The sequence below is a fragment of the Deinococcus sp. HSC-46F16 genome, from assembly GCF_024171495.1.
Classification (GTDB): Bacteria; Deinococcota; Deinococci; order Deinococcales; family Deinococcaceae; genus Deinococcus.
Window position 1 is genome coordinate 23,647 of record NZ_JALJZW010000005.1, and the last position, 21,449, is coordinate 45,095.

General features: G+C 71.5%; 19 protein-coding genes. 10 read left to right on the forward strand and 9 right to left on the reverse strand.

The window, feature by feature from the left end; genetic code table 11:
• Window positions 1-26 precede the first annotated feature (26 nt).
• Entirely contained in the window at window positions 27-941 is a 915-nt protein-coding gene (locus L1280_RS11150; RefSeq protein ID WP_253582369.1) for a magnesium transporter CorA family protein, read from the reverse strand.
• Window positions 942-1,005: 64 nt separating this feature from the next.
• Between L1280_RS11150 and L1280_RS11155 the strand changes: the two genes are divergently transcribed.
• Window positions 1,006-1,359, forward strand: a complete 354-nt coding sequence (locus L1280_RS11155) for a CrcB family protein (protein WP_253582601.1) — start codon at window positions 1,006-1,008, stop codon at window positions 1,357-1,359.
• The gene (gene xseA, locus L1280_RS11160; RefSeq protein ID WP_253582370.1) at window positions 1,356-2,612 is read left to right on the forward strand and encodes an exodeoxyribonuclease VII large subunit; all 1,257 of its coding nucleotides are present in this window, start codon (window positions 1,356-1,358) and stop codon (window positions 2,610-2,612) included. Before L1280_RS11155 ends, xseA begins: the two co-directional genes overlap by 4 nt.
• Window positions 2,613-2,966: 354 nt before the next feature.
• On the opposite strand, the gene L1280_RS11165 is transcribed toward xseA, so the two are convergent.
• From L1280_RS11165 to L1280_RS11180, 4 genes are read right to left on the reverse strand one after another with little or no spacing between them, the layout of a single operon-like run.
• Window positions 2,967-4,346 (reverse strand): D-alanyl-D-alanine carboxypeptidase, encoded by a 1,380-nt coding sequence (locus tag L1280_RS11165; protein WP_253582371.1) that lies wholly within the window; start codon window positions 4,344-4,346, stop codon window positions 2,967-2,969.
• Window positions 4,347-4,377: 31 nt separating this feature from the next.
• Window positions 4,378-5,226: an SDR family oxidoreductase gene (locus tag L1280_RS11170; RefSeq protein WP_253582372.1), complete on the reverse strand. Its 849-nt coding sequence runs from the start codon at window positions 5,224-5,226 to the stop codon at window positions 4,378-4,380.
• Window positions 5,223-5,609 (reverse strand): hypothetical protein, encoded by a 387-nt coding sequence (locus L1280_RS11175; RefSeq protein ID WP_253582373.1) that lies wholly within the window; start codon window positions 5,607-5,609, stop codon window positions 5,223-5,225. The genes L1280_RS11170 and L1280_RS11175 overlap by 4 nt, the downstream gene beginning before the upstream one ends.
• A gap of 38 nt (window positions 5,610-5,647) precedes the next feature.
• Window positions 5,648-6,397 carry an enoyl-CoA hydratase-related protein gene (locus L1280_RS11180; protein WP_253582374.1) on the reverse strand — a complete coding sequence of 250 codons (750 nt, stop codon included), beginning with the start codon at window positions 6,395-6,397 and terminating at the stop codon, window positions 5,648-5,650.
• Window positions 6,398-6,448: 51 nt separating this feature from the next.
• Here L1280_RS11180 and L1280_RS11185 point away from each other — a divergent pair, with 51 nt between their 5' ends.
• Together L1280_RS11185 and L1280_RS11190 are read left to right on the forward strand one after the other, a co-directional pair.
• Window positions 6,449-6,838 (forward strand): (deoxy)nucleoside triphosphate pyrophosphohydrolase, encoded by a 390-nt coding sequence (locus L1280_RS11185; RefSeq protein ID WP_253582375.1) that lies wholly within the window; start codon window positions 6,449-6,451, stop codon window positions 6,836-6,838.
• A gap of 103 nt (window positions 6,839-6,941) precedes the next feature.
• The gene (locus tag L1280_RS11190; RefSeq protein ID WP_253582376.1) at window positions 6,942-8,777 is read left to right on the forward strand and encodes a PHB depolymerase family esterase; all 1,836 of its coding nucleotides are present in this window, start codon (window positions 6,942-6,944) and stop codon (window positions 8,775-8,777) included.
• A 46-nt stretch (window positions 8,778-8,823) separates the two neighbouring features.
• On the opposite strand, the gene pdxY is transcribed toward L1280_RS11190, so the two are convergent.
• Together pdxY and L1280_RS11200 are read right to left on the reverse strand one after the other, a co-directional pair.
• Complete coding sequence (gene pdxY, locus L1280_RS11195) at window positions 8,824-9,750, reverse strand: pyridoxal kinase PdxY (RefSeq protein ID WP_253582377.1); 927 nt, start codon at window positions 9,748-9,750, stop codon at window positions 8,824-8,826.
• Window positions 9,747-11,276 carry a Ppx/GppA phosphatase family protein gene (locus tag L1280_RS11200; protein WP_253582378.1) on the reverse strand — a complete coding sequence of 510 codons (1,530 nt, stop codon included), beginning with the start codon at window positions 11,274-11,276 and terminating at the stop codon, window positions 9,747-9,749. Before L1280_RS11200 ends, pdxY begins: the two co-directional genes overlap by 4 nt.
• A gap of 86 nt (window positions 11,277-11,362) precedes the next feature.
• On the opposite strand from L1280_RS11200, the gene L1280_RS11205 reads away from it, so the two are divergent.
• Entirely contained in the window at window positions 11,363-11,833 is a 471-nt protein-coding gene (locus L1280_RS11205; protein ID WP_253582379.1) for a MarR family transcriptional regulator, read from the forward strand.
• The gene (locus L1280_RS11210; protein WP_253582380.1) at window positions 11,830-13,053 is read left to right on the forward strand and encodes a cytochrome P450; all 1,224 of its coding nucleotides are present in this window, start codon (window positions 11,830-11,832) and stop codon (window positions 13,051-13,053) included. Before L1280_RS11205 ends, L1280_RS11210 begins: the two co-directional genes overlap by 4 nt.
• 406 nt (window positions 13,054-13,459) lie before the next feature.
• Here the strand turns inward: L1280_RS11210 and L1280_RS11215 are convergent, their stop codons facing one another.
• Window positions 13,460-14,731, reverse strand: coding sequence for a BON domain-containing protein (locus L1280_RS11215; RefSeq protein ID WP_253582381.1), 1,272 nt, complete (start codon window positions 14,729-14,731; stop codon window positions 13,460-13,462).
• Window positions 14,732-14,979: 248 nt separating this feature from the next.
• On the opposite strand from L1280_RS11215, the gene L1280_RS11220 reads away from it, so the two are divergent.
• The 3 genes from L1280_RS11220 (at window position 14,980) to L1280_RS11230 (ending at window position 20,083) form a co-directional block, all read left to right on the forward strand.
• On the forward strand, window positions 14,980-17,829 hold the full coding sequence (locus L1280_RS11220) for a 2-oxoglutarate dehydrogenase E1 component (protein WP_253582382.1): 2,850 nt from the start codon (window positions 14,980-14,982) through the stop codon (window positions 17,827-17,829).
• Between the two features lie 117 nt (window positions 17,830-17,946).
• On the forward strand, window positions 17,947-19,269 hold the full coding sequence (odhB, locus tag L1280_RS11225) for a 2-oxoglutarate dehydrogenase complex dihydrolipoyllysine-residue succinyltransferase (RefSeq protein ID WP_253582383.1): 1,323 nt from the start codon (window positions 17,947-17,949) through the stop codon (window positions 19,267-19,269).
• A gap of 175 nt (window positions 19,270-19,444) precedes the next feature.
• A complete protein-coding gene (locus L1280_RS11230; RefSeq protein ID WP_253582384.1) occupies window positions 19,445-20,083 on the forward strand; it encodes a DUF2268 domain-containing putative Zn-dependent protease in 639 nt (212 codons plus the stop codon).
• Here the strand turns inward: L1280_RS11230 and pyrE are convergent.
• Window positions 20,080-20,643, reverse strand: coding sequence for an orotate phosphoribosyltransferase (pyrE, locus tag L1280_RS11235; RefSeq protein ID WP_253582385.1), 564 nt, complete (start codon window positions 20,641-20,643; stop codon window positions 20,080-20,082). The two genes, L1280_RS11230 and pyrE, sit on opposite strands and share 4 nt — an antisense overlap.
• Before the next feature lie 52 nt (window positions 20,644-20,695).
• Here pyrE and L1280_RS11240 point away from each other — a divergent pair, with 52 nt between their 5' ends.
• Entirely contained in the window at window positions 20,696-21,436 is a 741-nt protein-coding gene (locus L1280_RS11240; protein ID WP_253582386.1) for a ribonuclease H, read from the forward strand.
• The last annotated feature ends 13 nt before the right edge of the window (window positions 21,437-21,449 follow it).

A 21,449-nucleotide genomic window follows, 5' to 3' on the forward strand; every position in this document is an offset into this window, starting at 1 on the left:
ACCGTGGGGTTCCGGCCGCCCGGCCCTCACCACCACCCGCGCCGTTTGAAATAGGCGGCCAGCAGCCCGCCGATCAGCAGGAAACTGCTCCACGCCAGCGCGTAGCCCCAGGGCTGGGTCAGCTCCGGCATATGCTCGAAGTTCATGCCCCACACCCCCGCCAGAAAGGTCAGCGGCAGAAAGACCACGCTGACGGCGGTCAGGGTCCGCATCACCTCGTTCATGCGCTGGCTCTGAAGGTTCAGGTGCAGGTCGAGCAGGCTGGTGAGGTGGTCGCGCAGCGTATCGAGCCGCCCCGCCGCCCGCGCAAAGGAGTCCTGCGCGTCGCGGTAGCGCACCAGATCGGCGGGCGTGCCGTCCGCGTGCCGGGCCAGCAGAATGGCGGCCTCCCGCGCGTCGGACGCGAGGCGGCGGGCGTGCGCGAGCAGGTGCTTGAGGTCGAACACGTCCGCGATCGGGTTCTCCCGGACATGGGTAAAGACCCGTTCCTCCAGCTCGTCCACCCGCGTCTCCAGCGTGTCGGCCAGGGTGAAAAAGGTGTCGGCCGTGTGGTCGAGCAGTTCGTAGGCGACCTCCGGCGGCGTGTTCACCGTCTCGCGGCCCAGCAGTGCCCAGACCTGTTCCAGGGCGCAGGTGGGACCGTGGCCCATCGTGAGGACCGCTTCCGGAAAGAGGAAGACGCTGACCCGCTCGGTGAACTCGTCGGCCTCCTCCGGGCGGGCGTAGGAGCGCACGGTGATGAAGGCGTGCTCGGGATATGCCTCGGCGCGGCTCCAGTGCCCGCGCTCCAGCACGTCCTCCACGGCGAGGGGATTGAGCCGGAAGGCTGAGCGCAGCCGGGCGAGTTCGTCCGGGGTGACCCCCTGCGCGTCCACCCAGACCCCGCGCGTCTGGCCCTGCCAGTCGAGATCCTGCCCCTCCAATGTCCTGGCCCGAATCATCGGGGACAGACTACGCGCCCGGCGGGGGCGTACCCTGGGGGCTGTGAGTGCGTGGCTGTGGGTGATGGCGGGCGGTGCCCTGGGCGCGGCGGCCCGTTACGGGGCAGGGCTGGGGCTGGCGCCGCTGGCCGCGCGGAGCGGCTGGCCGCTGCCCACCCTGCTCGTCAACGTGGTGGGGTCGCTGCTGCTGGGCCTGACCCTGGGGCTGGTGGGGCGCGGCGTGTGGCCGGAAGCGACGCGGCTGGCCTTCGGGACCGGGGTGCTGGGGGCCTTTACGACCTTTTCGGCGTTCAGCGCGGAACTGGACGGGCTGCTGAACCGGGGGGCGGGGGGCGCGGCGGCGCTGTACGCGGTCCTCAGCGTGGGGCTGGGCGTGGGGGCGGCCGTCACCGGGCGCCTGCTGGCGGAGCGGCTGTGACGGGGCGGCGCAAGAAGGGCGCGGCCCGGCCGCCCGAGCAGTTCCTCGACCTCGTGGACGTGCTGGGGTACGTCGAGCAGGTCATCGCGCGGGGGGTGCCGGGGGCGGTGTGGGTTCGGGCGGAGATCGCGTCGCTCACCGACCGCCGCCACCTCTACCTCGACCTCGTGCAATTTGGCGGCGGCGCGGAGGTCGCCAAGTGTCGCGCAACCGTATGGGCACGCGAACGCTTCGCGCTGGAGGGCAAATTCCGCCGGGCCACGGGCGGGGGGCTGACGGCGGGCCTCAAGGTGCTGCTCTTTTGCACCGCCGAGTTCCACGCGCAGTACGGCTTTTCCCTGAACGTGCTGGACGTGGCCCCCGAGTTCACCGTGGGGGACGCGGCCCTGCGGCTGGAGGCCCTGCGCGAGACGCTGGTGCGCGAGGGCGTCTACGGCCTGAACCGCACCCTGCCTGCCCCCACCGACTTCGCGCGGGTGGCGGTCATCAGCCCCCATGAGGCGGCGGGCCTGGGGGACTTCCGGCGCGAGGTGGACGCGCTGGAGGCGGCGGGCGTGCTGGACCCCGTGTATCTGGAGGCGACCTTTCAGGGGGGGGCGGCCTCGGAGAGCCTGACGGCGGCGATTGCCCAGGCGCGGGCCGCCCATGAAAAAGAGCCGCTGGACGCGCTCGTCCTGATTCGCGGGGGTGGGGCGGTGACCGACCTCGCGTGGCTGAACGACCTCGCGGTGGCGCGTGCCCTGGCGACCTTTCCGGCCCCGGTGATCACGGGCCTGGGCCACGCCCGCGACGACACCCTGCCCGACGAGGTGGCGCACACCCGCACCGACACCCCCAGCAAGGCCGCCGCGCTGATCGTGCGGACGGTGGCCTCGGCCGCCGCGCAGGCCAGGGAGGACGCCCGCCGCATTCGCGCCTGCGGCCGGGAAGCCCTCGTGAACGCCGAGGCCGGATCGCGCTGGGCACTGGACCGGCTGCTGGGAGGCGCCCGCCGCCAGGCCGACACCGGCCGCCTGAACACCGACGCCCTGATGCGGCAGGCGCTGGGCCTGACCCCGGAGCGCACCCTGGCGCGGGGCTACGCGCTCGTGCGGGACGGGGCGGGGAGGCCCGTGACGCGGGCGGCGGGGGTGGGACCGGGGGAGCGGCTGACGCTGGACTTCGCGGATGGAACGGCAACAGTCAGGGCAGAAGGGCGAGCTTCGCCCGCCACCCCCGTCCCCAACCCTCCCTCACAAGGAGGGAGGGAGTAGCCGCTGCTCTGCTCTTGCCAGAGCCCTCTTTTTCCTGTGTCAGCCGCTCTCACCGTCCCCGCCCGGCGAGTCCACGTTCCAGGCAGCCGAGCCGTTCGGCGCGTCAGCGCCGAGGCCTTTCACTCGGGCGGAAGGATGGCGTGGAGGGGGAAACGGGGGCGGGGTAAGCGGCGCCGCCATATGGGGGGATGACCTTTGCCGAGCGCAGCGCTGCTCCCCTCCACCCAGTACCAGACGCGCTGAATGAGTCAGCGGCAACGCGCGGGCCGCACCGCGCGGCGGAGACGTTGCCCCCTCTGGGGGGAGGGGCTGGGGGTGGGGGCAAACCGAATCAAGATGCTCTGCCTCGCCTCCTCAGTACCGCCCCGCCACTGCCTCCACCACCTCATCCTGAACCGCCCGCAGAGTCAGGATCGGCGTCTCACGCGCCCCGTTCATCAGCAGGGCGAATCCCAGCACCCGCCCACTTTTCGCGGTCACGTACCCCGCCAGTGCCGACACGCCCGGCAACGTGCCCGTCTTGGCCCGCACGTCCAGCCCCGTTCCCTGCATCCGCAGCGCGAGGGTACCTCCCCTCCCTTCCTTATCCCCCCCGGTGCCCGCCTGCGGCAGCGCCTCCGCGAAGGCATTGCGCCGCGCCCGGTAGGTCTCCCCCGGCACTTCGGCCCGCGCCTCGCCCCGGATGTAGGGCACGTCGTACATGTGGTCCAGCAGGTCCACCAGCGCCCGCGCGGTCAGGCGGTTGTCGCGGCTCAGGCCGCTGCCGTCGGCGAGGTTCACGCCTGCCGTGTCCACCCCGAGCTGCCACAGCGCCGCCCATTCGCGCCCCAGCGCCCGCGTCTGGGTGCCCGGCGGGGAGGCGAGGGAGGCGAGCAGTTCCTCCGCGCGGAGGTTGTCACTGGGACGCAGGACATCCGCCAGCGCCCGGAAGGGCCGCGCACTGCGAACGGAGGCGACCGCCTGCTCGGGCCGCATCTCTACGGGAATGAGGGGGTCGGGTGGCAGGAAGCGGCCCCGCTCGTCCCGGCGCAGGGGCCGCACGGGGGGGATGTAGCGGGGCGCCGTGCCCACCACGTCCGAGCGCACCTGTACCCCGGCCCGCCGCAGCTCCCGGATCAGCGCCGTCCCCGCCCATGCACGGGCCTGCGCCGCCGACGCGGGGGGCGAGGCGGACCAGTCGGTCAGCCGCACGGCGGTCATCGGGACCCCCAGCACGAGACCATCCCAGGCCGCCGCGTTCAGCCGCGTCTCGTCCAGCCGCACCGCGCCGACCTCACGCAGGCCACGGGCATACGCCTGTTTCGCCAGCGCCCGCAGGCTGTTGGGACCGTCCGAGGTGCTCAGCGTGGGGTCACCCCCGCCCCGCAGCGCCAGGTGCGACACCCGCGCCCGGCCCTGCTCGCTTGCGGGCACGGTCAGCTCGGTGCTCCACCAGCCCGCGTCGCCCCGGTCCAGTAGCACCGCCGCCGCCGTCACCAGCTTGACCGTGCTCGCGGGAATCAGCGAAAGACCTTCATCCCGCGTCTCCAGCACCTCGCCCGTCTCCAGATCGCGGACCAGCAGGCCCAGCCGCACGCCGGGCGGCATGTCCGACAGCGCCCGCCGCACCTCCGCGCTCAGGCCCGGCGAACGGGTCAGCGTGATGTGGAGGGGCGCGGACGGCTGCGGCGCCTGCGCCCGCGACAGCGCCCCCAGCGTGGGAAGCAGCAGAAGCAGGGGGAGGACGCGGCGCACGGGGAGCAGGATAGCGGGCGCGTGCGGGGCTTTACGCTTTCTGCTCGCCCGCGCCCGCCGCCTGCATCTGGAGGTACATCTGGTACTGCGGCGCCCCGCCCAGCATGTTCTGGCCGCCGTCCACCGGCAGAATCACGCCCGTCACGTAGCTCGCCGCGTCGGACACCAGAAAGAGGGCCGCGTTGGCGATGTCCTGCGGCACACCGAAGCGGCCCAGCGGCACGGTGCGGGTAAAGGCCGCGCGGGTGCGCTCGTCGGGGGCGAGGCGGGCCATGCCCTCGGTGCCGTCGATGGGGCCGGGAATAATCGCGTTGACCCGCACCCCGCGCAGGCCCCACTCCACCGCCAGCGTCTGCGTGAGGGCGTCCACCCCCGCCTTGGCCGCGACCACATGCGCCTGCATGGGCACCGGCACCCCGTAGGCGCTGATGCTCAGGATGGTGCCGCCGGGCGTCTTCAGGTGAGGCGCACACGCCTTGATGGTGTTGTAGGTGCCCAGCAGGTCGATGTCCACGACCGTCTTGAAGCCGTTGGGGCTGATGCCATCCACCGGAGCCGGGAAGTTCCCCGCCGCTCCCGCCAGCACGATGTCCAGCGGCCCGAAGGCGTCCACGCCTGCCTGCGCCGCCGCCTGGAGTGCGGCGAAGTCGCGCACATCGGCCGAAACGCCCAGGGCACGGCCCCCCGCCTCCCCGATGCCACGGGCGGCGGTCTGCGCCTTGTCCAGGTTGCGGCCCAGGATGGTGACCGCGCACCCGTGGGCGGCGAAACTCTGCGCGATGCCGAGGTTGATGCCGCTGCCGCCGCCCGTGATCAGGGCGTGCTTGCCGCGCAGCAGGTCGGGGCGGAAGGTGGTGGCGGGGTCAGCGGGTTGGGTCATGTCGTCATCCTCTCAAATTCCGCAATGAATGCCGCGACTGTCGCCTTATGCTTGTTACCCATCGGCTGAAGGCCAAAGCCCAAAATGCTCTTGACCTCTGGCATGTACGGCTCATCGGTAATGTCCTTTTTGTAGCCCGCAGGCAAAGTGGGTTTGCCACACAGCAAAATTCTGAATTCGCCCTGTGTAACCTCTGCTGGTTTCGTGTAGCGGCAACGGGTGTCAACGATGCGCTGATACAGGAAGTAGCGAGCTGCCCTGCCTTCCCCCCGCTTGCCAACACACCAGACGATAGCGTCCTCTTCGGCTGCCCGTTCAGCCACCCGCTCCTTGTCAGTACCAATACATCCGCTGAGAGCGATATGGCTAAAGTCTTCTCCCATTGTGTCAGGGTTGTGGTAACTGAGGTAGTGAGGCTGTCTCATAATTTACCCCCCTTGAGGGCACTCAGCAGCGCGTCCGCCGTCATGTGCCGCGCGTTCCACTCCACGGCGGCGGCGAGGCTCTCGGCGTGAGAGAGGCCATCTTGCAGGGTGCGTTTGGTGCCTTCCAGCGCCTTTGGGGGCAGAGCGGCGAGGTGGGCGGCCAGGGCGTCGGCGCGGGCGTAGAGGGCGTCCGCGTCGGGGAGCACTTCGGTCACGAGGCCCCAACGTTCGGCGGTGGCCGCGTCGATGGGTTCGCCCGTCAGCGCGAGGTGCGCCGCCCGCCCCCGCCCGATCAGATGCGGCAGGCGCTGGAGGCCGCCCAGATCGGCGGTGATGCCCAGCTTGACTTCGGGCAGGCTGAAGCGGGCGGGGGCGCTGCACAGCCGCAGGTCGCACGCGGCGGCGAGTTCCAGCCCCGCGCCGATGCACCAGCCGTCGATGGCCGCGACCACCGGAATGGGCAGCGCGGCCAGGCCCTCGATGGCCGCGTGCATCTCGGCCACCAGCGCCGCGAACCCCTCGGGATCGCCCAGCGTGGGGGCGATCAGGGGCGCGGTCGCCGCCACATCCAGCCCCACACTGAAGTGCCGCTCGCCGCGCACGACCAGCACGCGGGCTTCCCCCAGCTCGCCCAGGGCCTGGGGAAGGTCGCGCCACGTCGCCGGGCCGAAGGCGCTCTTGGGGTGCGCCAGGGTCAGGGTCGCCACCTCGCCCGCGTGGGAGAGGCGCACGCTTTCAAAGGTCATGGGGGGAGTGTACCGGGTCCGGCCCCGTGCCCCCTTGCGCCAGACTGCCCCATGCGAACGGTCGTGGCAGGCATTCTGGAGCGGGACGGCAAGGTGCTGGTGGGCGCACGGTCGGCCCCGGCGTGGGCGGCGGGTTTCTGGGAGTTTCCCGGCGGCAAGGTGGAAGGTGAGGAAACGCTGGCCGAGGCCCTGGCCCGCGAATGGCGCGAGGAACTCGGTGCCGAGGTCGAAGTGCTGGAGGAGGTCTACCGCTCAGCGCTGGAGACTCCGGTCGGTCCCTTCACGCTGGTGGCGCTGCGGCTGCGCCTGCTCTCGGACGAGCCCCGACCGCTGGAGCACCGGGCGCTGGCCTGGGTCGCCCCCGCCGACCTGACGCGGCTGCGGCTCTTGCCCAGCAACGTGCCCATCGCGGCGGCGCTGGTTGGGCCACACGGCCTGTAACGGGAACGTGACGCGGGCCGGGTAGGGTACCCACGCACCGACAATTCCCCGTTCTGGCCTGCGGCAAGCCCGCGCGGGCCGCCTTCCCCGCGTGAGGTCTGCCATGAAGCGTTTCCTGCCCCTGCTGTCCGCGTCCCTGCTGCTCGCCGCCTGCTCGCAGGCCCCGTCCGCCACCGCTCCCGCCCCCGGACTGCGGGCACAGGCGACGGGCACGTCCGTCACGGGGAGCGCCACGGGTGGGGGCGTGACCCGTAACTACACCCTCTACACGCCCCCGGCGGGTGCGGGCACACCCCGGCCCCTGGTCGTGATGCTGCACGGCTGCACCCAGTCCCCGGCGGACTTCGCGGCGGGCACCCGCATGAACGACCTTGCGGACCAGAAGGGCTTTCTGGTCGTCTATCCCGAGCAGCCGTCGAGTGCCAACCAGAACAAGTGCTGGAACTGGTTCGAGCCCACCCACCAGTCGCGCGGCCAGGGCGAACCCGCCGCGATCAAGGCCATCGTGGACGCGGTGAAGGGCCGCACCAGCGTGGACGGGTCGCGGGTCTACGTCGCCGGGCTCTCGGCGGGCGCGGCGATGAGCGTGATCATGGGCGCGACGTACCCCGACGTGTTCAGCGCCATCGGCGTGGGCGCGGGCCTGGAATACAAGGCGGCGACGAGCACGGCAGCCGCCTTCACCGCCATGAATTCAGGCGGCCCGAATCCCGACGCTCAGGGCATCGCCGCCTATAACGCGATGGGCACCGCCAAGCGGAACGTGCGGGCCATCGTCTTTCACGGCACCAGCGATTACACGGTCTATCCGGTGAACGGCGATCAGGTGGCCGCCCAGTGGGTGCAGACGAATGATCTCACCGACGACGGAGCCGACAACGGCAGCAAGGCGACCTCACAGGTCACGAGCCGCAGCGGCACGGTGAGCGGCGGACGCGCCTACACGGTCAAGACCTACGCGGGCGGCGTGGTCGAACACTGGACCGTGACCGGGATGGGCCACGCCTGGAGCGGCGGCAGCACGGCGGGCACCTACACCGACCCGCAGGGACCGGACGCCAGCGCCGAGATGTGGCGGTTTTTCAGCGCGGGGACGGCCACGCCGCCACCTTCCGGGGGGACCGACACCACCGCTCCCACCCTCAGCGTGTCCCCGGCGCCGGGCACCTACACCGGGCCGTTGACCGTCACCTTCTCGCTCAACGAGTCGGGCACTGTCTATGTCACGAGCGACGGCAGCGACCCGCGCACGAGCACCACCCGGACCACGCTGCCGGGAGGCGGTTCCCTGACCCTCAGCGGCAGCGCGACCGTGCGGGCCTACGGGGCCGACACAGCGGGCAACGCCTCGGCGGTGCAGGACCTCACGTACACCGTGGTCACCGCCGCCAGCACGACGACCTTCTCCTCGGTGGTCGCGGAGGACGGCTACGTCGCGGCGAACAGCAAGGCGGCCACGACGGGCGGGTACGTGGTGGCCTCCGGCGGCATCAGCGTGGGCGACAACGCAGACGCGCCGTGGAAGGGCGTGCTGTCCTTCGACACCTCCGGCCTGCCCGACGGGGCGACGGTGACCGGGGCAAAACTGACGCTGCGGTACAGCCTTGCCCCCAACGGCAACCCCTGGGCGGGTGGGGCCACCCTGAATGCCGACCTGAAGGCGGATTGCCTGGGGGCCGGGTGTGCCCTGGGAACCGACGACTGGGCGGCAGCGGTGACGGCGGCGGGCGCGGCCAGCTTCGCGGCCCCGGCGAGCACCGGGGCGGGAACGGTCCTGACCACCTCCCTGAACGCCGCCGCCCTGAGCGCCGTGAACCGCGCGGGCCGCACCCAGGTTCGGCTGAGTTTTGCGGGCGGCACGGCGGGCAGCAACGGGCTGAGCGATTACGTGACGTTCGGGGAGGGGACGCAGGCGACCCTGGAAGTCACGTACCGGTAATTCGGGCGGGACAGTGGCGTGGGAAGAGGGCTTCCCTTCCCGGCGCTCACCCCACCCGCTCTGCCGGGAACACCCGCGAGGGCCGGGCGTATTCGTCCTGCGCGGCCACGAGTTGAATCTCGCGGGTTCCGGCACGGTGGGTCAGCTCCAGCAACGCGTACAGGGCGCTCATGCTCAGGCTCAGGGCCTCGCCCGCGTCCCCGGTCTGGAGGTAGTGCCCGAAAAACAGCGCGGCGATGGCGTCTCCGGTCCCGTTGCGCGGCGGGTCCAGGGGCAGCAGCGGCGTGCGGCACAGCCACGCGCCCTCCTGGGTGACGGTGAGCGTCTCGATCACGTCCGCCGGGGCGTCCCCGCGCACCAGGCTGGTCACCACCACGATGCGGGGACCGCCTTCGCGCAGCCGCCCGCGAAGGGTCCGCGCCGCGTCCAGCGCGTCGTCCAGAGTCCTCACCGTGCGCCCGGTCAACAGCTCCAGCTCGAACTGGTTGGGCGTCACGAGGTCGGCTTCCGGCACCGCCCGCTCGCCGATCAGCTCCGGCAGCTCGGGCCGCACGAACACCCCGCGCCCCACGTCGCCCATCACCGGGTCGCAGCAGTACAGCGCCTCCGGGTTGGCCGCCCGCACCCGCCGCACCGCGCCCACCACGGCGTCCACGGTGCCCTCCGAGCCCATATAGCCGCTCAGGACCGCGCCGCACGAGGGCAGCGCCCCCCGCGCCTCGATGCCGTCGATGATCTGCGCGACGTGTTCAGGCGGAAACACCGTCCCGGTCCACGCCCCGTACCCGGTGTGGTTGGAAAACTGCACGGTGTGGATGGCCCAGACCTCGAACCCCAGGCGTTGCAGGGGAAAGACGGCGGCGGCGTTCCCGACGTGGCCGTAACTCACCCAGGACTGGATGCTGAGGATGTTCTGGGGCAGGGTGGTCTGTGAAAGGGCGGGGGGCGGGGCGGCAGGGTCGGCGGCGGTCATGCGCCGAGGATAACGGGCTCGGCCACCGCCAGCCGCAGCGGGCCGAACTCGCGGGTCCAGAGGTCGGCCTTGGCCTCCGCGCCCTCCTGGTCGAGGGGAGTCGCGCCCTCCACACTCAGGGTCCAGCCCCCGGCGTCCCGGCTCAGGTGGCGCACCCGTGTCTGCCCCGCGTGCGAGCGGTCCAGCCCGTCCGCGACCCGCAGCACGGCCGCCAGCCGAGAGACGAGGGCGCGGTCGGCGGGCGGCAGCGCCATGAACTCCGGGTGCGAGGGCTTGGGCGGGCTCTTGCGGTGGTAGCGGGCGAGTTGGGCGATCAGGTCAATCTCTCGCGGCGAGAAGCCGCGCAGCCCCGCGTGCCGAATCAGGTACGCCGAGTGCTTGTGGTGGCTGCTCTGCGCCACGATCTGCCCGACCTCGTGCAGCCCGGCGGCGGCGGTCAGCAGGCTGCGGGCCTCGGCGGGAAAGGACTCGCCCGCCGCCTCCAGCCCGGCCAGGAGCGCCTGCGCGAGCGACGCCACCTGCCGCGCATGGGCGAGGTTGGCCCCGAAGCGCTCGGCGGTCGCCAGCACGCTGCGCTGCCGGGGACTGAGGCCCGAGACGTAGGCGGCGGTGCGCTCCAGTTCCTCGATCAGCATCCCCTCGCGCAGCGCCCCCTCGCTGACGGTGAAGGTCCGGGCGCCCAGCTCCTCCAGCGCCGCATGCAGCACCGCGAAGCCCGCGACCACCGTGTCGGCCCGGCGTTCCAGTCCCGGCAGCCGTGCCCGCCGCGCCGCCGGGAGGGTGCGCACCCGCTCCAGCGCCGCGCCCAGTTCCGCCACCGTGAAACTCAGGCCGTTGACCCGCTCGGGGCCTTCATCGTCCCGCGCGGCCAGCAACGTCGCGGCGGCCTCGGCGGTGCCGCTCGACAGGATCACGCGGGTGCCTTCGCCGGGCCGGAAGCGCTCCACATGCGGAGCCAGGGCCGCCCGCACCGCCTCCCGCACCGCCCGCACCTCTCCCCCCTTCGGCGGGTCGCTGTGCAGGTGCGCCCGCCGCATCCGGATCGCGCCCAGAGGGAGACTCAGCACGTCCGCCGCCCGCTCGGGGCCGCCCCGCGCGAACTCCAGGCTGCCCCCGCCGAGGTCCAGCAGCACGTTGTCGGCGCCGAATTCCACGCTGTGCGCCGCCCCCAGGTACGTCAGCTCCCCCTCACGCTCCCCGCTGATGACGACCGGATACACGCCCACCTCGGCCCCCACGCGGGCGGCGACCTCGGGACCGTTGGGCGCCTCGCGCAGGGCGGAAGTCGCGTAGACCTGCACCTCGGCCACCCCCGCCGCTCCTGCAAGGTCGCGGAAGCGGGTCAGGGCTTCGCGCAGTCGCCGCTCGCCCTCGGGGTTCAGGTTCCCCGCCGCGTCCAGGCACTCGCCCAGGCGGGTGCGTTCCTTCAAGGCGTCCAGCACGCGCGGCTCGCCCCCCTCGCCGCGCACCTCGGCGATCAGCAGATGGCTGGAATTGGTGCCCACATCGGCGACAGCGACCCTCATGGGAGCAGGGTACGGCACCGGCCCCCTCCCCCCAACTTGATTGCATTCTGCAACGGTTCACATCTGGGGGCGCCATCCTGGGAGGCGTGCGCGACCCCGACCCCCTCCAGACCCCGGAGCTGGCCTTTCTCACGGCCCTCTGGGACGTGTGGCAGGCCCTCAGCGAGCGGGGCGAGGCCGAGCTGCGCGGGCGGCACGGGCTGGACCTGCGCTCCTTTATCGCGCTGGCCTACGTGCAGGGCGGCACCACGCAGCCCGCCGCCCTCGCCCGCGAGCTGGGGGTGCCCCGCTACGAGGTCAGCCGGGTCCTCGCCGCGCTGGAATCGCTGGGGGCCGTCACGCGCGGCCACGGCGGCCCCGACGCCCGGCGCGTGACCGTCCGTGTGACCCCGGCGGGCCGTGCCCTCTGGGAGGGGGCGCTGGAGACGGTGCGGGAGGTCACTGGCCCCGCCCTCGCCGCCCTGCCGCCCGCCGCCCGCGCGGGCCTGCCCCGTTCCCTCTCCGCTGTTGCCCAGGCGGCCCGTTCCCCCACCCCCTCCCAGGAGATGACCCCATGACCACCGCCGACGCTGCGCCCGACGCCCCCCGCTGCCCCTTTGGATTTGACGACACCGCCGCCCTGACCCGCCGTCCCGGTCCCGACCCGCGCGACCTTCCGGCGGTGAAAGCTGAGCCGGGCGGCGTCTACCGCCTGCACGCCTTCGGCCCGGCCCGCGAGGTGCTGCGCTCGGAGGGCGTGCGGCAGGCGGGCTTTATGTCGGAGATGACGCGCGACGTGGCCTTCCTGGGCCGCGCCCCCGTGCTGTTCGCGGAGGGCGAGGAACACCACGAGATGCGCCGTTCGACCGCCCGCTACTTCACGCCCAAACAGGTGGACACCTACGCCCCGATGATCGCCGGGTACGTGGAGGAGCTGCTGACCCGGCTGGCCCGGCGCGGGGAGGCGAATGTGGACGACCTCAGCCTGGAGCTGGCCGTGACGGTTGCCGCGCAGGTCGTGGGCCTGACGAGCAGCCTGCTGCCGGGCATGGAGCGGCGCATCACGGCGTTCGTGGAGGGCGGCGGCGACAGCGAGCCGGGCCGCCAGCGCCGGGGCAGCCGCGCCGAGTCGCTGCGCCAGCAGGCCAACCTGGGCCTCTTTTACCTGCTCGACGTGAAGCCCGCCATCGCCGCCCGCCGCCGCGAGCCGAAGGGCGACCTGATCTCCCACCTGCTCTCGCGCGGCTACAGCGACGTGGAGATCATGACCGAGTGCCTGACCTACGGCACGGCGGGCATGGTGACCACCCGCGAATTCATCAGCGTGGCGGCGTGGCACCTGCTGCGGGACCCCGAGCTGCGGGCCGCGTATGTCCACGGCACCGAGGGCGAGCGCCACGCGATCCTGCACGAAATCCTGCGCCTCGAACCCGTCGTGAACACCCTCTACCGCCGCGCCGAGGAGCCGCTGACCGTGGGCGGCCAGACCATCCCCGCCGGGAGCCTGCTCGCGCTGGACATCCAGGGCACCAACGTGGACCGCGAGGTGGTGGGCGAGGACGCAGACGCGATCTGCCCGGCCCGGCCCCTCCCGCGCGGGGTGTCGGCCCCGGTCCTCTCCTTCGGGGACGGGCATCACCGCTGCCCCGGCGCCTTTCTGGCGATCAAGGAGTCCGACGTGTTCCTGCGCCGATTGATGATGTGGCAGGGGCTGGAGGTCGTCTCCGAGCCGCGCGTCACCTTCAACGAGGTGGTCAAGGGGTACGAGCTGCGCGGCTTCCGGGTGCGGGTGAGGTAAGCGGGCGGCACAGACAAGAGCGCGGAGGATCACCCCCTTCCGCGCTCTGCCGTTTTACGTCCCCTCTGTCTTACATCCCCTTGTCGTCGCCGCCCGTGCCGAACGTGGTTCCGGTGTCGTTTATGGCTCCAGAACCGGGGGTGTCGGTGGGCGCGGCTGGGTTTCCGGGGAAGGTCGGCGTATTCCCCATGCCGCTCTCGGACTCGTCGTAGTAGCCGGAGCGTTCGCTCAGCTCGTTGCCGAGGTCGTCGGGAAGGGCGGGCTGGTCGATGCCAGAGGGGGGGGGGGGGGGTGCGGTCGTCCTGGGTCATGGAGGCTCCTGTGGGTGGGGAGGGCCGCCAACCCCGGTGGTGCGGCAGGGTCGGCGGCCCGGTCAGGGAAGATTCAGGCGCGGGTGGGGACGCCCTTACTTCTTGGTGTCGTCATTGCTGCGGTCGCTGTCCACACTGCTGCCCAGCGACCCGGCGGGGGTATCGGTGCCCGAGCTGTAGCCGGCGCTGCCGGTGCGCGAGACGCTGGAGTCGCTGCCCCCGCCCATCCCGGTGCCGCCCGCCGTACTGCCCATGCTGGTCTGGCTGCTGCCCGTCTGACCCATGCTCGTCTGGGTGTCGCCCATCATGCCGCCGGTGCTGCTGCCGCCCATGCCGCTGCTGCTCTGGCCCATGCTGGACCCGCCGAGGCTGGTCTGGCCCATGCCGGAGGTGTCCATGCCCCGGTTGTCCATGTCGCCGCTCATGCCGGACTGGCCCATTCCCGACTGGCCCATGCTCGACATCACCATGCCGGAGCCGCCCATCCCGGACTGGCTGCCCTGGCCCATGCCGCCCTGCGACACCCGCAGGTGGTTGTGCACGTCGCGCACGCCGCGCAGGTGCTCGATGGCTTCCTCGGCGCGGCGCTTCTGCTGGCGGTCGCGCACGGTCCCCGTCAGGGTGACCTCGCCGCCCTGCACCTGCACCTCGATGTCGCTGGCGTCCACGTGATCGTCGTCCTCGAGGGCGTCGTTCACCATCTCGCGGATGCGGTCGTCGCTGCGCTGGTAGCCCTTGGGACCCTTGCCCCGGTGGCTGTCCATGCCGCTCATACCGGACATGCCGCCCGACATGCCCATCCCGCCCGAGCTGTACGAGCCGCCCGACTGCCCGCCCCCGGACTGACCGTACTGGCTACCCATCCTCCCCATCGAGGAACGGCCGTAACGGTCATCCATGCCGCCCATGCCCCGGCCCATGTCGCCCTGGGGGTCGGCGACGTAGGTCTGGCGGCCATAGCGGTCGTCTCCCATCCCCATGCCCCCCGACATTCGGCGGTCGTCGGAGTACGAGGAGGAAGACGAGCGGAAGCCGCCCTGCCCGTACCCCCCCTGCCCATACCGGTCCTGGCCGGAGCCCATGCTCTGGCCGCGCCCCATGCCGGAGCTGAAACGGTCGTCGTCCATCCCGCGGCCCTGGCCCATCCCGCCGCCCATACCCGAGCGGTCGGCATACAGGTAACGCTCGCCCCGGCGGTCGTCGTCCCGGCCCTGGTCGCGGCTCCAGCCACCGTCCATCATGCCGCGCTGATCGTCCTGTCCGTAACGGTCATCGCGGCCATAACGCTGGTCACGGTCCCCCTGCATGCGGCGGTCGTCGCTGGTCATATCGCGGTCGTCGTAGCGGTCATCACGGTAACGGGTCATGTGGTCCCTCCGTCGGGCTTGGGCACGGCACCCCCGCCGGAGCGTCCGGCGTTCCTGGGCAACCCTGCTTAGGTCGTGCGTGTTCCTTGATACCCGTCTAGACACCTGTCGGAGATGACAGGCAGCCTAAGGCACCCGGTCCCGCCTGCTCATGAAGAAACCCGGTGTTACCGCCGTGGGGGCAGAGGTGCTAAAGGAGCCGGGGCACACGGGGCCTGGGGCGGGGCAGGGGTATGCTGGGGAGCGTTATGACGCAGTCGCAGACCATCATGTCCGGCGCGAACGCGGCCTTTATCGAGGGGCTGTACGAGGCGTATCTGGCCGACCCGGCAAGCGTGGACCCGGCCTGGCGGGACTACTTCGACGAGGTGCGGGGCGGCGCCCGTGAGACGGCGCACTCGCCCGTGCAGCAAGCCTTCTACCAGCTCGGCACCCAGCGCCGGGGCGGGGGCGGGGCCGTCGTGCCTGCCCCGCAGGGGGTCAGTGGGGCGCAGCAGGCCGCCGGGGCCATGATCACCGCCTACCGGGTGTACGGCCACATCAGCGCCAAGATGAACCCGCTGAAGATGCGCGGCCTGCCGGTCGTGCCCGAGCTGACGCCGGAATATTACGGGCTGTCCGAGGCCGACCTGAACGAGCCCGTCCACGACGGCGTGTTCCAGGGACCCCTCCGGGACGTGATCGCCCAGCTTCAGGAGACGTACTGCGGGGCGATCGGCTTCGAGTACAACTACCTCCCGGCCAATGAGCGGCAGTGGTTTCAGGAGCGCATCGAGGCCGGGCGCGGCCGGGGCCAGTACAGCGCCGAGGAACGCCGCCGCCTGATGACCAAGCTCAACGCCGCCGAGGGGCTGGAGCGCTACCTGCACGTCAAGTACGTGGGCCAGAAGCGCTTCTCGCTGGAGGGCAGCGAGAGCTTTATCCCCTTGATGGACCGCCTGATTCAGCAGGCGGGCCAGCACGGGGTCAAGGAAACCGTGATCGGGATGGCGCACCGAGGGCGCCTGAACGTCCTCGTGAACATCTTCGGCAAGAAGCCCTCGGACCTCTTCGCGGAGTTCGAGGGCAAGAAGCGCCTCAGCGACGATCCCGATGTCGCGGGCGACGTGAAGTACCACATGGGCTTTTCCAGCGACGTGCGGACCCCCGGCGGCCCGATGCACCTCGCGCTGGCCTTTAACCCCTCGCACCTCGAGATCGTCTCGCCCGTCGTGCACGGCAGTGTCCGCGCCCGCCAGGACCGCCGGGGCGACACCGAGCGCCGGGCCGTGCTGCCCATCACCGTGCACGGCGACGCCGCCGTGAGCGGGCAGGGCGTGGTCATGGAAACGCTGAACCTCTCGCGCCTGCGCGGCTTCACGACGGGTGGGGCGGTTCGCATCGTCATCAACAACCAGATCGGCTTCACGATCTCCGACCCGCGCGACACCCGGAGCAGCCGCTACTGCACCGATGTCGCCAAGATCGCCAACGCGCCCGTCCTGCACGTCAACGGGGATGACCCCGAGGCGGTGGCTTTTGCGGGCGACCTCGCGCTGGAGTACCGCCAGACCTTCGGCAAGGACGTGTTCATCGACCTGATCTCGTTTAGGCGCCACGGCCACAACGAGGCCGACGACCCCACCATGACCCAGCCCATCATGTACCGCGAGATCAAGGCGCACCCCGGCACCCGCGCCCTGTACGCGCAGGCGCTGGAGGGGGCGGGCGTGCTGCAAGTGGGCGAGGCCGACGCGCTGATCGAGCGCTACCGCGACCAGCTCGACGCGGGGGGCGCAGTGGTCGAGGAAATGGAGAATCAGGAACAGAGCCGCCTCGCCGCCGACTGGAAGAGCTACACGGACACGCACTGGACGGACGAGACGGCGACCGCCGTGCCGGAAGAACGGCTGCGCGAGCTGGGCCTGAAGCTCGCGCAGGTGCCCGACGGCTTTACCCCGCACCGGGGCGTCAAGCGGGTCCTCGACGCCCGCGCCGCCATGAGCCGGGGCGAGCAACCGCTGGACTGGGGCATGGGCGAGATGCTGGCCTACGCCTCGCTGCTGGTGGAAGGCTACGGGGTGCGCCTCGTCGGGCAGGACTCGGGGCGCGGCACCTTCGTGCACCGCCACGCCGTGCTGCACGACCAGAACGCGCAGAACCCGCTGGAGGGGGAATACCTGGGCCTCGCGCACCTCGCGCCCGAGCAGGGCCGGGTGGAGGTGATCGACTCGACCCTCTCCGAAGAGGCGGTGATGGCCTACGAGTACGGCTTCTCGACCTCCGAACCCAAGGCGCTCGTCGCGTGGGAAGCGCAGTTCGGGGACTTCGCGAACGGGGCGCAGGCCGTCGTGGACCAGTTCCTCTCGGCGGGCGAGAGCAAGTGGCAGCGCCTCAGCGGGCTGACCCTGCTGCTGCCCCACGGCTACGAGGGCGCGGGGCCGGAGCACTCCAGCGCCCGGCTGGAGCGGTACCTGCAACTGTGCGCCCAGAAGAACATGCAGGTCGTGGTGCCCAGCAGCGCCGCGCAGATCTTCCACCTGCTGCGCCGTCAGGTGCTGCGGCCCTACCGCAAGCCCCTGATCGTGATGACCCCCAAGAGCCTGCTGCGCAACAAGCTCGCCATGAGCCCGCTGTCCGAACTCACGGACGGCCGCTTCCACGAGGTCATCGGGGACCCCACCGTCGAGAAGGCCCGCCGGGTGGTCATCTCCTCCGGCAAGCTTCACTGGGAACTCACGGAAGCGCGGGACGCCGACAAGGAAGGCTACGCGGGCACCGCGCTCGTGCGGCTCGAGCAGCTTTACCCCTTCCCCGCTGAGGCGCTCGCGGCCGAACTCGCCCGGCACCCCGGCGCGGCGGTCGTGTGGGCGCAGGAAGAACCCCAGAACCAGGGGGCATGGCTGATGATCCGTGACGATCTGGAGCGGGCGCTGGCTGACGGCCAGACCCTCACCTACGCCAGCCGCCCCCGTGCGGCGAGCACGGCGGTGGGCTACGCCAGCGTGCACGCGCAGGAGCAGGCCCGCGTGATCGCGGACGCCCTGGGCGAGCGCGTCAGCCGCGAGGACTTCGAGGCGCAGATCGAGATCGCCGAGGAGGCCAAGGCGCAGGGCTGAGCCGCGCCTGTGCCGGGGTCGGGGCCACGTGCTCCGGCCCTTTTCGCTGCCTCTGGGGGAGGCCCAAGCCCGTCACCCGGCCAGTCACGCCCGCGTGGGGGTATAAAGGAGCACGTTATGGCCGACATCAAGGTTCCCGTATTTTCCGAGTCGGTGAGCGAGGGCACGCTCCTGACCTGGCACAAGAAGCCCGGCGACGCCGTCAAGCGCGGCGAGGTGCTGGCCGAGATCGAGACCGACAAGGTCGTGCTGGAGGTCACCGCCCAGCAAGACGGAGTGCTGACCGGCATCGCCAAGCAGGAAGGCGACACCGTGCTCAGCGAAGAAGTGCTGGGCACCGTCGGCGATGCGGGCAGCGCCCCGGCGGCGAGCACTCCGGTAGCCACGCCGGGCGCGGACCAGGCCAGTGGCCCCGTCGCGGGCGAGACGAGCGCGGGCGGCACGGCCGTTCAGCCCGACAGCCAAGGCACGGCTCCCGCCCGCCGCGATGACCTTTCCCCCGCCGTTCGCAAGATCGTGGCGGAAAAGGGCCTGGACCCCGCGCAGATTCCCGCGACCGGGCCGAAGGGCAACATCACCAAGGAGGACGCGGTGGTCGCGGCCCAGGGCGGCCTGACCTATCAGGGACCGCAGGACGCCGCGCAGCCCCCCAGCATGCGCGAGGCGGAGGGGACCAGCGGCGGGCAGCCAGCGGCCAGCAGCCCGCCCGCCGCCGAGAGTGCCCCCGTCCCCCAGGGCGCCCGGCCCGAGCAGCGCGTGCCCATGACGCGCATCCGCGCCCGTATCGCCGAGCGCCTCAAGGACGTGCAGAACACCGCCGCGCTGCTGACGACCTTCAACGAGGTCAACATGAAGCCCGCGATGGACCTGCGCAAGAAGTATCAGGACCAGTTCGTGGCCAAGCACGGGGTCAAGCTGGGCTTTATGAGCCTCTTCGTGCGGGCGGCGACCGAGGCCCTCAAGCAGTTCCCGGTCGTCAACGCCAGCGTGGACGGCAAGGACATCATCTACCACGGCTATTACGACATCGGCATCGCGGTCGCGAGTGACCGTGGCCTGGTGGTGCCCATCCTGCGAGACACCGACGGCATGAGCCTCGCGGCCATCGAGAAGCAGATTGCCGAATACGCGACCAAGGCGCGGAACGGCAAGCTCACGATGGAGGACATGTCGGGCGGCACCTTTTCCATCACGAACGGCGGCACCTTCGGCTCCATGATGAGCACCCCGATCATCAACGCGCCCCAGAGCGCGATTCTGGGCATGCACAACATCATCGAGCGGCCCATCGCCCAGAACGGGCAGGTCGTGATCGCCCCGATGATGTACGTGGCGCTGAGCTACGACCACCGCATCATCGACGGCAAGGAAGCGGTGCAGTTCCTGGTGACGATCAAGAACATCCTCGAAGATCCGGCGCGGATGCTGCTGGAGATCTAATGCCACCCGTCAGGGGCGAGCAGAGCGAGTAGGCACAGGAGACGCGGGCCGCCCCGCGTCTCTTCTCAGCCCTTCGCCGTCAGCGGTCAGCCCCCAGCGGGGTTGGCCGCTTTCGTCTACCGGGTTCGGCCAGTTGGCGGACGCATGGGCCGGGGAGGGGCGGATAGGGTCAGGTATGGCGAACGTGCTGCACCTGATGAATGCGGGCGGGCTGCTCTCCCCGCCGTTGGCCGATGAAGTGCGGGCGGTGGCCGAGGCCGCCCTCGCCCGGCATGCGGCGCGGCTGGACCTGGACGGGGTGGATGTGGCCGTGCGGGTCGCGCCGTGGACCCTGCCAGAGACGGGGGTGCTGGGGTACGCTCCCCTGCCGCATTACATCGACATCACGCTGACTCCCGACAATCCGAACTTCGCGGGCGGCTGGCGCACCGAGCTGCCCGCTACCCTCGCCCACGAACTGCACCACGCGCGGCGCTGGCGGGGGCCGGGGTATGGGCAGACGCTGCTGAAAGCGCTCGTCTCGGAGGGACTGGCCCAGCAGTACGAGGCTGGGGAACGGGGCGGGCCGCCGCCCTACGCTGTCATTTCGGCCGATCTGGACGCCCTCTGGGACCGGGCACAACCTCTACTGGATTCTCCCGACTACGGCCACCCCGCCTGGTTCTACGGCTCGGAGGCGGAAAGCTTGCCCCGCTGGGCCGGGTACGCCCTCGGTTACGAGCTGGTGCGCCGATTTCTTGTGCGGCAGGGCGGGGACGCCGTGAGCTGGGCCGACGCCCCCGCCAAGGAGTTCCGGAGCGCTTGGAGCGGTTAAATCTCCCGGAGCGGCACCTGCGCCAACCACTCCGGCACCTCGTCCGGGGCGTAGGTGTCGAAGGTCAGGCGGGTAAGGGAAACGAGCGGGTACCCGGCGAGCGGCCCCTCCTCTGCCCGGCGGTCCACGATGCAGGCGACGGCCACGCACCGCCCGCCGAGGGCTTCTACCGCGCGAACGGCCTTCAACACGCTGCCCCCGGTCGTCAGCACGTCCTCCACGGCGATGAAGGGTTCGCCCGGGTCAATGCGGAACGCCTCGCGGACCTTCATCCCGCCCTGGCCGTCCTTTTCCGCGAAGATCGCGCGGGTGCCGGGCAGGTGGCGGCTCACCTCGTAGGCGAGGACCACGCCGCCCATCGCGGGGCCGACGACGAGGCGGGGGGACAGCCCGGCCTCCTGCACCTTCTGGGCGAGGGCCTGCCCGATTTGCCCGGTGAGGTGCGGGTATTGCAGCACGGTGGTGGATTGCAGGAACTTGGGCGAGTGGCGGCCCGAGGCGAGCAGGAAATGCCCCTCGTGGTACGCGCCCGCCTCGCGGTAGAGGGCCAGGACATCCATGCGGCGAGTATCGCATTGTGGGTCACTCCAGGCAGGCATGATGGGAGCTGACATGAACCACGCCTACGTGGACGCGAGCTGGCACGAGACGCAGGGCGGGCACGGCGTGGGCGGCTGGGGGCTGATTCTGCTGACGCCGGGGACCCTCCCGGTGGGCTACCAGGGCCAGATGGCGGCCCCCGACAACAACGCCGCCGAGCTGCGGGCGGTCCTCGAAGCCGTGCGGCACGCGCCCCCCGGCGAGGGGCTGAGCGTGCACACCGACAACGAGGCCGTGATCGCCTCGGTGGGCCGGGGGCGGGGGCCGTGGCTGCTCGCGGACCTCGCGCGGGAAGTCATCGACGAGGCGGAGGCGCGGGGCATCGCGCTGCGGGTGGGGTACACCCCGCGCACCCGGCGGCACATGCTCTCGGCGCACGACCTCGCCAATGCCGCCCGCCGGGGGCTGAGCGTGCCCGCGCTGGAGGGGCCGCAGGCGGAAGTCCTGATTGAGCAGCGCCCCGCCGTCCCGGAAGCCCGCGTGAGCCTGCGGCGGCCCGGCGAGCGGGTGACAGCCCACGTGCCGCTGGACCCCCTCTCGGATGTGCCGCCCAGTGCCCAGGCCCTGCTCGCGGCGATCACCCTGGCGCGGCCCGGCGAGCATCTGCTGGTGCGCCGGGCCAGCAAGGTCGCCCAGGCCCTGTGGCAACGGCCCGAGCGGGCGCTGCTGCCCGCCGCGCACTCCGCACTGGCCCAGGCGCGGCAAGCGGCGGACGGGCAGGGGGTGGAGGTGCAGTTTCAGGGGATGGCGTAGGAGCGGTCCGCCC

Coding starts and splice junctions, on each gene's coding strand:
- L1280_RS11210 (WP_253582380.1), top strand. CDS start 11,830: ATGACCACCGCCGACGCTGCGCCCGACGCCCCCCGCTGCCCCTTTGGA.
- L1280_RS11180 (WP_253582374.1), bottom strand. CDS start 6,397: ATGACCTTTGAAAGCGTGCGCCTCTCCCACGCGGGCGAGGTGGCGACC.
- L1280_RS11170 (WP_253582372.1), bottom strand. CDS start 5,226: ATGACCCAACCCGCTGACCCCGCCACCACCTTCCGCCCCGACCTGCTG.
- L1280_RS11190 (WP_253582376.1), top strand. CDS start 6,942: ATGAAGCGTTTCCTGCCCCTGCTGTCCGCGTCCCTGCTGCTCGCCGCC.
- L1280_RS11220 (WP_253582382.1), top strand. CDS start 14,980: ATGACGCAGTCGCAGACCATCATGTCCGGCGCGAACGCGGCCTTTATC.
- L1280_RS11175 (WP_253582373.1), bottom strand. CDS start 5,609: ATGGGAGAAGACTTTAGCCATATCGCTCTCAGCGGATGTATTGGTACT.
- L1280_RS11240 (WP_253582386.1), top strand. CDS start 20,696: ATGAACCACGCCTACGTGGACGCGAGCTGGCACGAGACGCAGGGCGGG.
- L1280_RS11200 (WP_253582378.1), bottom strand. CDS start 11,276: ATGAGGGTCGCTGTCGCCGATGTGGGCACCAATTCCAGCCATCTGCTG.
- L1280_RS11155 (WP_253582601.1), top strand. CDS start 1,006: ATGGCGGGCGGTGCCCTGGGCGCGGCGGCCCGTTACGGGGCAGGGCTG.
- odhB (WP_253582383.1), top strand. CDS start 17,947: ATGGCCGACATCAAGGTTCCCGTATTTTCCGAGTCGGTGAGCGAGGGC.
- L1280_RS11215 (WP_253582381.1), bottom strand. CDS start 14,731: ATGACCCGTTACCGTGATGACCGCTACGACGACCGCGATATGACCAGC.
- pdxY (WP_253582377.1), bottom strand. CDS start 9,750: ATGACCGCCGCCGACCCTGCCGCCCCGCCCCCCGCCCTTTCACAGACC.
- L1280_RS11150 (WP_253582369.1), bottom strand. CDS start 941: ATGATTCGGGCCAGGACATTGGAGGGGCAGGATCTCGACTGGCAGGGC.
- L1280_RS11185 (WP_253582375.1), top strand. CDS start 6,449: ATGCGAACGGTCGTGGCAGGCATTCTGGAGCGGGACGGCAAGGTGCTG.
- pyrE (WP_253582385.1), bottom strand. CDS start 20,643: ATGGATGTCCTGGCCCTCTACCGCGAGGCGGGCGCGTACCACGAGGGG.
- L1280_RS11230 (WP_253582384.1), top strand. CDS start 19,445: ATGGCGAACGTGCTGCACCTGATGAATGCGGGCGGGCTGCTCTCCCCG.